Origin of the sequence: Rahnella sp. PAMC25617 (genome assembly GCF_050606005.1) — a bacterium.
GTDB lineage: Bacteria > Pseudomonadota > Gammaproteobacteria > Enterobacterales > Enterobacteriaceae > Rahnella > Rahnella variigena.
The window spans coordinates 235,263-248,645 of sequence record NZ_JBOCUM010000012.1 but is presented as its reverse complement, the minus strand read 5'-3'; the positions used below and the strand labels follow the sequence as shown (position 1 = coordinate 248,645).

The following is a 13,383-nucleotide window of genomic DNA, read 5'->3' as shown; positions in this document are numbered from 1 at the left end:
CCGGGGCTTTTTATCTCACGGAGAGAAGAAATGGCTAAGGTTAAATTTACACCGGCGGTTAAAGCCGGGCTGCTCGCACAACTGATTGCTGCCGCGATGCCGGTGATGGCGGAAGACACCAGCGAAGTCAAAGAAAAAGAAGATCAGATGGTGGTGACAGCCTCCTCCATCGAACAAAATCTTAAAGATGCCCCCGCCAGTATCAGCGTGATCACCCGCGAAGATCTGCAAAAGAAACCGGTACAAAACCTCAAAGACGTGCTGAAAGATGTTCCCGGCGTGCAAATCACTAATGAAAGTGACAACCGTCAGGGCGTCAGCATCCGGGGGCTGGGCAGCGGCTATACCCTGATTCTGGTTGATGGCAAACGAGTCAACTCCCGCAACGCGGTTTTCCGCCATAACGATTTCGATCTGAGCTGGATCCCCGCTGAATCTATCGAACGTATCGAAGTGGTGCGCGGTCCGATGTCTTCCTTATATGGCTCTGACGCGCTGGGTGGCGTGGTCAACATCATCACCCGCAAAGTCGGCACAAAGTGGCACGGCACGCTCAGCGCCGACACCACCGTTCAGGAACACCGCGATCGCGGCGACAGCGGCAACGGTAACTTCTTCGCCAGCGGCCCGCTGGTTGACGATTTACTGGGCGTGAAAGTTTACGGGGCGCTCGGTAAACGCGAGAAAGATCAGGCCAGTTCCGCCAGCGGCAGCACCGGTCAGCCACGTATCGAAGGTTACACGTCGCGCAACGCCAACGTCGAATTCTCGCTGACGCCGGATGAAGATCAGGACATCACCTTCGGTTACGGGATGGACCGTCAGGATCGCGATTCCGACACACTGGATAAAAACCGTATTGAACGCGAAAACTACTCGCTCGGCCATAATGGTCGCTGGGGCTTAGCGAATACCGAACTGCGTTTCTACGGTGAAAACATTGAGAACAAAAACGCCGAAACCATCACCTCGAAAAACAACTCCCTCGATGGCAAAGTAGTGATCCCGCTCGGCGATTACAACCAGTTCCTGACGTTTGGCGGCGAATACCGCAACGACAAACTGGAAGACGGCGTGAACATGAAAAACGGCGGCAGCACGCAGGCTAATCAGTACGCGCTGTTCCTGGAAGATGAGTGGCGGATGTTCGAAAATCTGGCGCTGACCGGCGGCGTGCGCATGGATGACCACGAAAACTACGGCGTCAACTGGAGTCCCCGTGCTTATCTGGTATACAACGCCACCGACACCGTGACGATGAAAGGCGGCTGGGCATCAGCCTTCAAAGCGCCCTCTCTGTTACAGCTCAGCCCGGACTGGCAAAGCACCTCCTGCCGCGGAAGTTGTAACGTGGTCGGCAGTAAGGATCTGAAAGCAGAAACCAGCGAAAGCGTGGAATTCGGCCTGTATTACGCCGGTCAGGAAGGCTTGCTGGAAGACGTGACCGCCAGTGCGACGGTGTTCCAGAATGACATCGACGACATGATCACGGTTATCCGTACCGCCAACCGCAGTCTGGCACCGACCTATCAGAACTTTGCTGGTTTCGACGCCAGCGGCAATCCGATCTTCCAGTATTACAACGTGAATAAAGCAAGGATCCGCGGACTTGAAACCGAGCTTGGTTTACCGCTAACCGACCAGCTGAACCTCAAGCTGAATTACACCTACAACGACGCCCGCGACCTGAGTAACGGCGGCAACAAACCGTTGTCCGAACTGCCGTTCCACACCAGCAATGCGACGCTCGACTGGAAACCGGTGGATGCCTGGAGCTTCTATCTTTCCGCCAACTATAAAGGCAAAAGCCGCACCGTCACTGACGGCAACGCCACGCCTGGCGGATACACCATCTGGAACACCGGCGGTTCGTATGCGGTGAATAAAGCAGTGAAAATACGCGCCGGGGTGCTGAATCTGACCGATAAAGATCTCAACCGCGACGACTACAGTTATAACGAAGATGGTCGCAGATATTTCGCTGCTGTCGATTACAGTTTCTGACAATAACCTCAGGCCGGGACACTTCACGTCCCGGCTGTTTCAGTGCTATATCTCTTTATCATTATTTTCAGATAAGGGATTTCCATGCCACTGCAATGCCTCATTCTTGATGATTACCAGAACGTTTCCCTTTCGCTGGCTGACTGGCACTCACTGACGCCGCAGGTAGAATGCCGCGCGCTGACAGAACATATCACTGATGAAAACGCGCTGACCCAAACCCTGAAAGACGCTGAGATTGTGGTGATTATGCGTGAGCGAACGCCGTTCACCGCAGCGTTGTTTGCCCGTCTGCCCAAGCTGAAACTCCTGATTACCTCGGGTATGCGCAATGCGTCGATAGATCTGGCTGCGGCAAAAAAACATGGCGTGACCGTTTGCGGTACCGGCAGCGGACAGGCCGCGCCGGTTGAGCTGACCTGGGCACTGATCCTCGGGCTGGCGCGGCATCTGGTCACAGAAAATAATGCGCTGCGCCAGAACGGCCCGTGGCAAAGCACGGTCGGTTTTGGCCTGAGCGGCAAGCGACTGGGTCTGCTGGGGCTGGGGAAGATTGGTCAGAAAGTGGCGCAGATAGCGAAAGCGTTTGGCATGGACGTCTGTGCCTGGAGCCAGAACCTGACCGCAGAACGCGCCGCAGAACATGGCGTGACGTTATGCGCATCTAAAGAAGAGTTGCTGCGAACCAGCGACGTGGTGTCCATTCATCTGGTGCTCGGCGACCGCACGCGCAACTTGCTGGGTGCGCAGGAACTGGCGCAGATGAAAGCCTCCGCTCTGCTGATCAATACCTCACGCGCCGCGATTGTTGATCAGCCCGCCCTGCTTGATGCGTTGCAAAACGGTGTGATTGCCGGTGCCGGGGTGGATGTGTTTGATGTCGAACCGCTGCCCGCTGACCACCCTTTCAGAACACAACCCAACGTACTGGCGACGCCGCATCTGGGCTACGTTTCCGATGGCAATTATCAGGTGTATTTCACCGAAGCCGTGGAAGATATTCAGGCGTTTCTGGCCGGTAAACCTGTAAGGGTTTTGGAATAAGGCTTAATCCTGAACGTAAATCACAGGCGTAAAAAAACCGGGTATCAACCCGGTTTTTGCTTTGAGAAGCGACGAAATTACTTGGTTTCGTTGGCTTTGATTTCGCCCATCGCTTTCAGCTTTTTGGACATTTCACGACGTTCTTTCGACAGGTCTGCATTACGGATGATGTAATCATCTACACGATCTTCATAGTCGCCGCGCATGCTGGCAATGATTGCCTGGATTTCGTCGATGCTCATCCCTGGCTTGATGTAATCGCTCAGGTTGTCGAGCAGCAGAACACGTTTCTGGTTGTCACGGATTTTCTTCTCGTTGTCAGCAATTTCGCGTTGTAATTTGTTTTTACGACGGAAAATGCGCACAAACTCCAGAACGTCCTGGAAACTCGGCTTATTGATATTGTCCATTTTAACACCTTCGATTAAGTTACACAGATTCAGTGACTGACTTGTCGCAACCCGTTTTTGCCACCTGAAGAGTAGCGTAGCAAACACTGGCCTGCGAGCTCAGATAATCGTCCAATGGCTTCATCTTACCCGTTTTAGGCCACAGACAAAAATCCCTTCATGCTTTCGTTGTTTTAACGCTGTTTATTTGAGCTTCTTCTTTCTGCATCGTCATGGTGATGAGGTCGCCCATAGACTTCAGTTGTTCCGCCACCTGCGCGCTCAGCCATACATAACCGTAGACCTGCGCTTCCAGATGATTTACCGCGTTCATTTCTGCCATCAGCGCTTTCAGTTCTTCAGCAGATTCATTGAGCTGATGATTGATAGTCAGCTCATCACCCTTCGTACCGTTCATCAGCATCAGACTGAGTTTTTCCAGCGTGCTGAGCATCAGCAACTGCGCACTGCGCAAGGTGCGGGCGTTGAGCATCAGGAAGTGGCTTTCGCGTGAACTCCAGTAAGCATCGGCCAGCAGTTCCAGCGTACACAGCAGATTGCGACTCAGCGTCTGGATTGCGTCAAACACTTCGCGGGGAATATGTGATTCTTTACTGGCAGGCGCGAAAAGCGAACGCATCTTGATCATCTGGCTCATAGACGTTTTCATTTTACCGTGCAGATGCGGACGCTCGAGCATGTTCGGCGACAACCACGCGCTGTAGAGTTTATTCAGCGACATCAGGTAATCGGCCATCTGTATACGCCAGTGAATAAACGCACGCTGCGGATAAATACTGGCGAAAAGCAGCGCCAGCAGGGAACCGAAAATCACATCGCCGGAACGCCACAGCGCGGTATTCATATCACCCGGCCCTGCGCCACAGACCACCGCCAGCGTAATACCTATCAACAGCGCCATATAAGGGCGTTTACCGAGGGTCAGATAGCCGCTGACAAACATCACCACAGCGCACCACACCATCATCAGCGGAAAGGAATACAGTTCGAGCCATAAGGCAATCAGCCCTGAAGCCGAGCCTAAAACGGTTCCGCTGATACGCTCAAGCACGCGCTGAACGACGTTTCCCCAAAACGAAATCGGCCCCATCACCACAACCATGGTGATCAGCGGCCAGGTGCCCTCGGGGATTTCAGTCAGACGCACGATCACAAAAGTCAGCAAAAATGCCACGGCGATACGCAGCCCGTGAGTAATGCGGTAATTACGGTAAATGACGTTATCCAGCGGAGAAATTTTCTTGTCGAGACGCACGTTAGGCCTGCCGTAAGGCTTGAATTCAAAGTAGGCAGTAGTTTAGCCGAGTTACCACAGGCATTCACCCCGGTTATGTCAGGGTTTTGGCCGATTGATAGTGGAAAATGAGGAAAGGAATGCAGTTAAACGTGAAAGGCGCCGGGGGCAAGATTGACTTGGCGGATTGCGGCTAGGTAAAATCAGAAAATAATTCTGACAGTTATAATATGTTATGAAATATTTTCATCTTGCTTAAATTAGGAAATTCAAGGAATGGCGTTTAAAAAACTCAGGCATTTAAACAGGAAAAAGAATATTTTCCTGAAAAAAGTCAAACTCGACGCCCAGTTATTATTCCTCGATAAAATAAAACGTCGCGAACCGGCACCCTTCTCAGAGAAGATGAATATCGTCATGCTCTGCAATGCGTTTGGTATTGGCGATGCGATTGTCATGAGCGGCCTGGTCAATGCCTTACATCAGCAGGGGCACAACATCACTATGCTGTGCGAAAAAAGAACGGCATTTATTTTCGAGCATTCACCGCTGGTCGACAGTGTGATTGTTTTTGAAAAAACCAGTGACCTGAAAAAGATGCCGGTTAAATCCTATGACCTGCTGATTGATATCAATGATAAAAACCATTTAAGCCCGCTCAGATTTAAAATCATTAAAGCGCTGAATCCGAAAATTGCACTGACGCTGAACCAGAAACAATACAAGATTTACGATATATCAATCGATTACCATCAGCCGCATAACCATACCAGCTGGCGTCACAGAGCCGTTCTTAATACGCTGGGCTATACGGATCCTGTGTGGCAATATGCGCTGACTATTCCGGCAGAGATTGAAGCCACAACCGCACAGTTTTTAAGCACGCTGAGTCCGGGAAAATTAGTGGTCATTAATCCATACTCCACCGAGCAAGCCCGCGATATGTCACCGGCTCAACTGGCAGGAATAACAACTTATCTGGCGAAAGACGCTCAAAATACGGTGGTGTATATCGGCACCCCGGCTCAGCTGGAAAAAATAGATAATGCTTCAGGAATTAAATTCTCGTCCCCTTCTTTCCTGCATGCTGCCGCGCTGATTAAAGCCGCTGATTTGGTTATTTCCCCCGACACTTCCGTGGTGCATTTGTGTAAGGTTTATAATAAAAATCTTATCTGTTTATACAACAACAAAGTGTATGGTCAGGGATATCAGAACAATATTGTGTGGGGGCCGGATTATGATAAAGCCACCCAGATTTTGTCTCCGGGCAAGCGCGTTGATCAGATAACCTCCGAAACCCTCGTCGCCGCGCTGGAAACGTCGGGCTACTGAGGTTCCTGAACCGCACGTAACCTGCCAACATTCAGTATCTTCCTCAGCCATGGTATTCTCTGTGGCAGTGATTTCCTCTTTGCTTTGCACGCGTGACTCGCAGAAATATCACGCTGGCGTAAAGTGCCTTCGACTGAATAAGGCCTGCTTAACTAATGTCAGATAAACCGCAAAAAACCTTCTATTTTCATGACTATGAGACTTTCGGCAAGAATCCGGCGCTGGACAGACCGGCGCAGTTTGCCGGTGTCAGAACCGACGAAGATTTCAATATCATTGAAGAACCGCTGGTCATTTATTGCCGCCCTTCTGATGATTATCTGCCAGAACCGGAAGCGGTGATGATCACGGGTATTACCCCGCAAATCGCGCTGGAACGCGGCGTGATCGAAGCTGAGTTCACAGCGCAGATCCATAAAGCCTTCAGCGTACCGGGCACCTGCATTGTCGGATATAACAATATCCGTTTCGATGATGAAGTCAGCCGTAATATCCTTTATCGCAACTTTTACGACCCTTATGCCTACAGCTGGCAGAACGGCAATTCCCGCTGGGATTTGCTGGACGTGATGCGTGCCTGTTATGCGCTGCGCCCCGAAGGCATCAACTGGCCGGAAAATGATGACGGTTTCCCGAGTTTCCGCCTCGAACATCTGACCAAAGCCAACGGCATTGAACACGAGAATGCGCACGACGCGATGGCCGACGTGTACGCTACGATTGCGATGGCGAAGCTGGTGAAACAGGCGCAGCCACGTCTGTTTAGCTTTTTGCTCGAACACCGCAGCAAGCATAAGCTGAATACGCTGATCGACATTCCCTCGATGGCCCCGCTGGTGCATGTTTCCGGTATGTTTGGTGCCGCGCGCGGCAATACCGCGTGGGTCGCGCCGCTGGCATGGCATCCCGAAAACAAGAACGCTGTGATCATGTGCGATCTGGCCGGTGATATGTCGACGCTGTTAGATCTCAATCCTGATGAAATGCGCGAGCGTTTGTACAGCCGCCGCGACGCGTTACAGGCCGGGCAATCTCCGCTGCCGATTAAGCTGGTACATATCAATAAATGTCCGGTGCTGGCACCGGCAAAAACGCTGTTGCCGGAAAATGCCGAACGTCTGGGCATAGATCGTCAGCGCTGTCTTGAGAATCTGCAACTGCTGCGTCAGAACCCGCAGGTACGTGAGAAAGTGGTCACGATGTTTGCCGAAGCCGAACCATTTACACCGTCCGATGATGTGGATGCCCGTTTGTACGACGGTTTCTTCAGCGATGCCGACCGCGCCGCGATGCGCATCATTCTGGAAACCCGCCCGGAGAATCTTCCGGCGCTGGATCTGACCTTTAACGATTCCCGCATTGAGCCGCTGTTGTTCCGTTTCCGTGCGCGCAACTACCCTGCCACGCTGACGGATGCCGAGCAAAAGCGATGGATTCTGCACCGGCAGACGAAGCTCACTGACGAACGTTTTCAGAATTATGCGTTAGAGCTTGAGGCGCTGTATAACTTGCATGAGGGGGATGTTGAGAAGATGGCGCTTCTCAAGGCGCTGTTTGAATATGGGAAGAAACTGGTGGGTTAATTTTTGGGGATTCCCCAACAACCCCTTCTGGAATAGTGAAAATTTCGGTTTTTCAAAAGCAGTGAGTACCCATCGTTAAAAACTGACCGAGTAAATTTCGGTTTCTCACGTGCAGTGATCACTTAATTCGTTGCGCCGAAACCGCCCAAAGGAGGGAAGTGCTTTCCCTCCTTTGGATTCCTCCCCGCTTTTTTACTGCGCGCTATCGCTGGCACGACGGACATATCCTGTGGCAATAGTGAATGGCGCAAAATGTCATCGCTATGCGATTCCCGAACTTCAGGATTCGAGCCTCTGGTCTCGAACCGTTCATTCGGTGCCATTTTTGATCGCGCCAATCAACATTTCTAAAAGATAAAAACCGTTTGCCTATGAATTTAAGATCGTGCGGGCGGTTCAGAAATCTTGCTGAACGGAGCGGCTTCGAGACCTTTGGCTCGAAGACCGAGAGAAGGTACCGCGCAGCGGCAAGATTTCCAGCCTGTCGCAATAGCACCTGAAACATTGTAACAAGCGAAGCGCGCAGTGAAAAAAGCGAGGAGAGTCGAGAGAGGAAAAGCACTTTCCTCTCTCGTCGGTTTCGGCGCGAAAAGCTGTATGACAACCGTTGTTGAAAAACCGAAACTTTCACTAAGCTACTTTAAAAGCCTCTTTTGCAGAGGCTTGCTGCAAAGTAGAGCCGCCATTGCAGCGGCCATCTGCAAAGAAAGTTTCCTGCCCTTTTCAAAGGGCAAAAATCAAGCTTCCGGTGCAATCTCCCCGCTCATCTGCGGTGGCTGCTTGCGAAACGCATTAGTGATAAACGCCAGATACCCAAGGCCAATCGCGCCCCAGACTAAGCCCAATGTCATCGAACTCGATTCCAGGTTCAGCCACAGCGCACCGACGGTCAGCGCACCTATCACCGGTAAGACCAGATAGTTGATGTGATCTTTCAGCGTACGGTTACGTTTTTCACGGATGTAGAACTGCGAAATCACCGACAGGTTCACGAAGGTGAATGCCACCAGCGCACCAAAGTTAATCAGCGCAGTCGCCGTCACCAGATCAAAGGTCACCGCAGACATCGCCACAGCGCCGACCAGCAGGACGTTGAACGTCGGGGTACGCCATTTCGGATGCACATAACCGAACAGTTTTTCCGGGAACACGCCATCACGGCCCATCACATACAGCAGACGCGAAACACCAGCGTGCGCCGCCATACCCGATGCCAGAACGGTCACACAGCTGAAGCACAAAATGACGGACTGGAAGAACTTGCCTGCCACATACAGCATGATTTCGGGCTGTGACGCGTCCGGATCTTTAAAGCGCGAAATGTCCGGGAAGTACAGTTGCAGGAAGTAAGACACCACGACGAAGATGATGCCGCCAATCAGCGCGGTCAGAAAAATCGCTTTCGGGATGACTTTGCCCGCGTTTGGCGTTTCTTCTGACAACGAACTGATACCGTCGAAGCCCAGGAACGAGAAGCACAGAATGGTCGCCCCGGTGATCATCGGCACCACGTGCGCATTCTCACTGAAGAACGGCTTGGTGGTCGCCAGCGTGCCCATGCCCTCGCCCATGTAAACGCCACGGACTAACAGACCCAGGAACACCACCATGATCGCCACCTGCACCACTACAATGATGCTGTTCAGGTTGGCAACGACCTTGATGCCGCGCAGGTTGAACGCGGTCATCATGCCGACCAGCGCCACCACGAATATCCATGATGGTACGCCCGGGAAGATGGCTTCCAGGTAAATTTTCGCCAGCAGGATGTTGATCATCGGCATGAACAGGTAGTCCAGCAGTGATGACCAGCCGACCATAAAGCCGACGTGCGGGCTGATGGCTTTTTGCGCGTAAGTATAAGCAGAACCGGCAGACGGGAAACGTTGCACCAGTTTGCCGTAGCTCACGGCAGTAAACAGAACGGCGATCAGCGCGAAAATATACGCGGTCGCGACGTGACCATCGGTCAGGCCGGACACAATGCCGAACGTATCAAAAATGGTCATCGGTTGCAGATAGGCAAGACCCATCATCACAACCTGAACCAGAGTCAGGGTTTTACGCAGTTGTACACGCTGAGTGGCCGGAGCGGCAGATGCATTAGCAGACATGGTTCAGCCCTCCCTGAATTGCAAACACCGGGCGCTTAAACACCTCTGAAAGCAACGTACAGGGAAAACTTCGTGAGTTATTACCAGTAAACGGGGGAGTGATCTTCACGTCGCTGAACGCGGAGGTGAAGGCTGTGCGAATGTGGCCGCAGCTGAAAGTAGTACCGGCGGGCACCGGTACAGGTTTGAAGTATTGCCCCATATTACATTTCCTCATAGTGGCGACCGTTTTTAATTTGGGATCGCACACGAACCTTGTTATCTATCCGGATCTGGGTCCGGCCTCTGTTGAATTAGTTTGGGTACTGCATATATAAAAAAAATAACCGGCGCCTTTAAGCGTCGGTTATCTGCAGTGCGGCGTATTTTGCACAAATCACGCATAAATGACAACATTCAGACGCGTTGCGTTACAAATTCTTTTCCAGTATTGAACATAATGCGCGTATTCGTTAACCGTGCTACGCGTTGCGGAGCATCCAGTCTATCTCCGTCTCCGTCACGCGCCGTTCAAACTGCAACAACTCGTTCGATTTACAGGTGTGATAAACGTGCGAGAAACGCTCGCCAAGGATTTTTTTCAGCGCCGGCTGATCGTCAAAATCATACAGGGCATCGCTCTGGCGAATTGGCAGCGGAATACCTTCCTGTTCCAGACCGTTACCGGTCACTGGTTCTGGCAACGGCAAGTCGTTATCCAGTCCATGCAACATGCCCGCCAGCACGGTGGCGACCACTAAATACGGGTTGGCATCAGCACCGGCCACGCGGTATTCGACACGGTGATCGGCAGTTCCGCCGCAAGGGACACGCAGTGCAACGGTACGATTATTATGGCCCCACGACGCCTGCGTCGGCACATACATGCCCGGCTGGAAGCGGCGGAAGGCATTGACGTTAGGCGCTAATACCGCCATCGAGGCTGGCATTAAAGCAATCATTCCGGCGAGAGAGCGTTTCATCAGCTCAGAATCTTCGCCACCGGCACCGGCAAACAGGTTCTTGCCGTTGTCGTCGAGCACGCTGAGATGGATGTGCATCCCGCTGCCCGCATATTCGTCATACGGTTTCGCCATAAAGGTGGCGTCCATATCGTGATTTTCCGCGACCAGCCGCACCAGACGTTTGAGCATCAGGGCGTAATCGCAGGCGCGCAAAATGTTTTCGCTGTGGTGCAGATTGATTTCGAACTGGCCGGGAGAAGATTCCGCCACCGCGCCATCCGCAGGTAATCCCTGAATGTGTGCCAGACGGTCAATGTCACTGAGCACATCGGCAAAGTGATCCAGATTATCGACGGAATAAACCTGAGTATGCATGCTGCGTTCCTGCGTCCCCGGCGTACACGGCGGCTGAATGTAACCCTCCGCATCGCGCTGCCTGTCGAGCAGATAGAACTCCAGCTCTACCGCTACCACCGGGAACAAGCCCCGCTGGCGCAATGTTTGCCAGATATGGTTCAGCACATTGCGTGGTTCAACGTTAAAGGGAGTGCCATCTTCGTCAAGCATAGTCAGAAGCAACTGGCCGATATGTTCAGGGTCGGAAGCCGAGGGCGTCAAGGTGCCGGGAACCGGGATACAGGTGCGGTCGGGCTCGCCCAGTTCCTGACCTAATCCGGCTTCTTCCACGACATTACCGAGAATGTCCATGGCGAAAACCGATGCCGGGAAATAACAGCCTTTTTCGAGTTTACGGAGTGCTGAGACGGGAATGCGTTTGCCGCGGAAGGAGCCATTGAGATCGGTGAGCAGGACGTCGACGTGAAGGGTTTGCGGGTGACGCTCCAGGTACTGAGTTACTTCATCCTGGAACGCGCTACTTCGCTCTTCAGCGTGCTTAGCGAGGGGTTCGCTAATCTCTTTCTTGATTTCGTTCATCAGTTCAGTCGCTTGCATAGGTTTTCCGCCATTTGCTGGTTTCCGGCATATCAGGCACCACCATGATGCCAGCCGGTTATCTTTACCGGGTCATTACCCTGTTCAACGCAGTGCTCTCATGTTGTCGCGATCCTCTCGAATGTGCTCAAGCCTTTTATGCTCAAACCGTATGCTCAAACCGTTCATTGCTCAAAATAACGGCCATTTGCACCCATATGATTAACCCTAGCCTTAACATTAATTATTTGCAACACCTACATTATCGCAACATATCCGTTTGAAAAGCGACCACAGCGCTGCTAAATTGGTCAATAACAGGTCAATATTCTGAGCAGTTTCGTGCGGGGAGGCGCGTGCTGTCAGCAAATTCATCTACTCAACGAGGCGGTATTATGGGCAATATATTTTCCACGACATCCACGGGAAAAGAGACGCGCTACAGACCGGTCATTGGGGTAGTTATGTGTGAGAACACTGTCGATGAAAACCCTGCTCTGACTGTCCATGAAAAATATCTGGACGCCATCTTTAATGCCGATGCCCTTCCCGTCTGTCTTCCGCATGAACTGGCAGCACGCGAAGGCGCGATAGACCAGATTCTGCGCGGTCTGGACGGCATCTTCCTCACCGGCAGCCCCAGCAATATTGAGCCCTATCAGTACGGTGAAGAAGGTGTCGAGGATCTGGCCGATCCCGGCCGCGACCGCCTGAGTTTGCAGTTAATCCGTGCGACGCTGGAGAAGAAAATCCCGCTGTTCGCCGCCTGCCGTGGATTGCAGGAACTGGTGGTTGCTACCGGCGGCAGTTTGCACCGTAAAGTGCAGGACGTGCCGGGCTATATGGACCACCGCGAAGACACTTCGTTGCCACATGACGAGCAATACGCGCTGGTGCATCCGGTGCATATTGAACCCGGTGGCTTACTTTCAGAATTGTTACCCGATTATCAGCAGTTTCAGGTGAACTCCCTTCACGGCCAGGGAGCCAACCGTCTGGGCGACGTACTGACCGTGGAAGCACGCGCACCGGACAATCTGGTGGAAGCCGTGAGTGTCCGCAATCATCCGTTTGCCCTTGGTGTGCAGTGGCATCCGGAATGGCACAGTCTGACGGATCCCGTATCCCGCCAGCTGTTTGAGGCTTTTATCGCTGCCTGTCGCAAAGGCCATCAGGCCCGGAGCGCACGAGAGGAATAAACGGATGAGCGAAGTCAGTCTGGCGCCTGGTCGCCGGCTTTCTGAAATTCGCCAGCAACTCGGTATGTCCCAACGCAAAGCCGCCGAGTTGTCTGGCCTGACCCACAGCGCCATCAGCACCATCGAACAGGACAAAGTCAGCCCCGCCGTCAGTACGTTGCAAAAGTTATTGCGGGTTTACGGGCTGTCACTTTCAGAATTTTTCGCCGAGGAACATAAGAGCAACGAGCCGCGGATCGTGATTAATGCGGCGGATTTAATCGAAATCGGCAGCCGCGGCGTGTCCATGCGCATGGTCCATAACGGCACACCGAACCATACCGTCGCCATGTTGCTGGAAACCTATCAACCCGGCAGCACAACCGGCGATAAGATCAAGCATCAGGGCGAGGAAGTCGGCACCCTGTTAGAAGGAGAAATCATCTTAACCGTCAACGGTCAGAGTTACCCGCTGCGTGCGGGGCAAAGTTATGCCATTAACACCGCGAACCCTCACAGCTTTAGTAATATTTCGACGCGGATTTGCAGGATTGTTAGCGCACATACCCCTAATACCTTCTAGTTGTCATCGACTCCGGGCGAG

The 13,383-nt window shown here is 52.5% G+C and carries 10 protein-coding genes; 6 read left to right on the top strand and 4 right to left on the bottom strand.

All coding sequences use genetic code 11. The annotated features are described in order from the left end of the window. The first annotated feature begins 30 nt into the window (after nucleotides 1-30). Together cirA and ACM615_RS16080 are read left to right on the top strand one after the other, a co-directional pair. Nucleotides 31-2,004, top strand: coding sequence for a catecholate siderophore receptor CirA (gene cirA, locus ACM615_RS16085; RefSeq protein WP_431012168.1), 1,974 nt, complete (start codon nucleotides 31-33; stop codon nucleotides 2,002-2,004). Nucleotides 2,005-2,088: 84 nt separating this feature from the next. Then, nucleotides 2,089-3,048 carry a D-2-hydroxyacid dehydrogenase family protein gene (locus ACM615_RS16080; protein ID WP_431012167.1) on the top strand — a complete coding sequence of 320 codons (960 nt, stop codon included), beginning with the start codon at nucleotides 2,089-2,091 and terminating at the stop codon, nucleotides 3,046-3,048. Between the two features lie 77 nt (nucleotides 3,049-3,125). Here ACM615_RS16080 and ACM615_RS16075 read toward each other — a convergent pair whose 3' ends face one another. Both ACM615_RS16075 and ACM615_RS16070 read right to left on the bottom strand, forming a co-directional pair. Beyond that, a complete protein-coding gene (locus ACM615_RS16075) occupies nucleotides 3,126-3,458 on the bottom strand; it encodes a DUF496 family protein (RefSeq protein WP_013574907.1) in 333 nt (110 codons plus the stop codon). Between the two features lie 157 nt (nucleotides 3,459-3,615). After that, a complete protein-coding gene (locus tag ACM615_RS16070; protein WP_431012166.1) occupies nucleotides 3,616-4,713 on the bottom strand; it encodes an FUSC family protein in 1,098 nt (365 codons plus the stop codon). A 255-nt stretch (nucleotides 4,714-4,968) separates the two neighbouring features. Here ACM615_RS16070 and ACM615_RS16065 point away from each other — a divergent pair, with 255 nt between their 5' ends. Both ACM615_RS16065 and sbcB read left to right on the top strand, forming a co-directional pair. Next, on the top strand, nucleotides 4,969-6,027 hold the full coding sequence (locus tag ACM615_RS16065; protein WP_129638021.1) for a glycosyltransferase family 9 protein: 1,059 nt from the start codon (nucleotides 4,969-4,971) through the stop codon (nucleotides 6,025-6,027). Nucleotides 6,028-6,182: 155 nt separating this feature from the next. Continuing rightward, nucleotides 6,183-7,610, top strand: a complete 1,428-nt coding sequence (gene sbcB / locus ACM615_RS16060; RefSeq protein WP_431012165.1) for an exodeoxyribonuclease I — start codon at nucleotides 6,183-6,185, stop codon at nucleotides 7,608-7,610. Between the two features lie 737 nt (nucleotides 7,611-8,347). On the opposite strand, the gene ACM615_RS16055 is transcribed toward sbcB, so the two are convergent. Together ACM615_RS16055 and ACM615_RS16050 are read right to left on the bottom strand one after the other, a co-directional pair. Next, complete coding sequence (locus tag ACM615_RS16055; protein WP_112291930.1) at nucleotides 8,348-9,724, bottom strand: APC family permease; 1,377 nt, start codon at nucleotides 9,722-9,724, stop codon at nucleotides 8,348-8,350. Nucleotides 9,725-10,185: 461 nt separating this feature from the next. Beyond that, on the bottom strand, nucleotides 10,186-11,604 hold the full coding sequence (locus tag ACM615_RS16050; RefSeq protein WP_129639393.1) for a glutamine synthetase family protein: 1,419 nt from the start codon (nucleotides 11,602-11,604) through the stop codon (nucleotides 10,186-10,188). A gap of 392 nt (nucleotides 11,605-11,996) precedes the next feature. Here ACM615_RS16050 and puuD point away from each other — a divergent pair, with 392 nt between their 5' ends. Both puuD and puuR read left to right on the top strand, forming a co-directional pair. After that, entirely contained in the window at nucleotides 11,997-12,800 is an 804-nt protein-coding gene (gene puuD / locus ACM615_RS16045) for a gamma-glutamyl-gamma-aminobutyrate hydrolase (protein ID WP_129638019.1), read from the top strand. A gap of 4 nt (nucleotides 12,801-12,804) precedes the next feature. Next, entirely contained in the window at nucleotides 12,805-13,362 is a 558-nt protein-coding gene (puuR, locus tag ACM615_RS16040; protein ID WP_112291936.1) for an HTH-type transcriptional regulator PuuR, read from the top strand. The last annotated feature ends 21 nt before the right edge of the window (nucleotides 13,363-13,383 follow it).

Excerpts from the sequence above, each read along its gene's own strand:
- cirA (WP_431012168.1), top strand. The coding sequence starts at position 31 with ATGGCTAAGGTTAAATTTACACCGGCGGTTAAAGCCGGGCTGCTCGCA.
- ACM615_RS16080 (WP_431012167.1), top strand. The coding sequence starts at position 2,089 with ATGCCACTGCAATGCCTCATTCTTGATGATTACCAGAACGTTTCCCTT.
- ACM615_RS16075 (WP_013574907.1), bottom strand. The coding sequence starts at position 3,458 with ATGGACAATATCAATAAGCCGAGTTTCCAGGACGTTCTGGAGTTTGTG.
- ACM615_RS16065 (WP_129638021.1), top strand. The coding sequence starts at position 4,969 with ATGGCGTTTAAAAAACTCAGGCATTTAAACAGGAAAAAGAATATTTTC.
- sbcB (WP_431012165.1), top strand. The coding sequence starts at position 6,183 with ATGTCAGATAAACCGCAAAAAACCTTCTATTTTCATGACTATGAGACT.
- ACM615_RS16055 (WP_112291930.1), bottom strand. The coding sequence starts at position 9,724 with ATGTCTGCTAATGCATCTGCCGCTCCGGCCACTCAGCGTGTACAACTG.
- ACM615_RS16050 (WP_129639393.1), bottom strand. The coding sequence starts at position 11,604 with ATGAACGAAATCAAGAAAGAGATTAGCGAACCCCTCGCTAAGCACGCT.
- puuD (WP_129638019.1), top strand. The coding sequence starts at position 11,997 with ATGGGCAATATATTTTCCACGACATCCACGGGAAAAGAGACGCGCTAC.
- puuR (WP_112291936.1), top strand. The coding sequence starts at position 12,805 with ATGAGCGAAGTCAGTCTGGCGCCTGGTCGCCGGCTTTCTGAAATTCGC.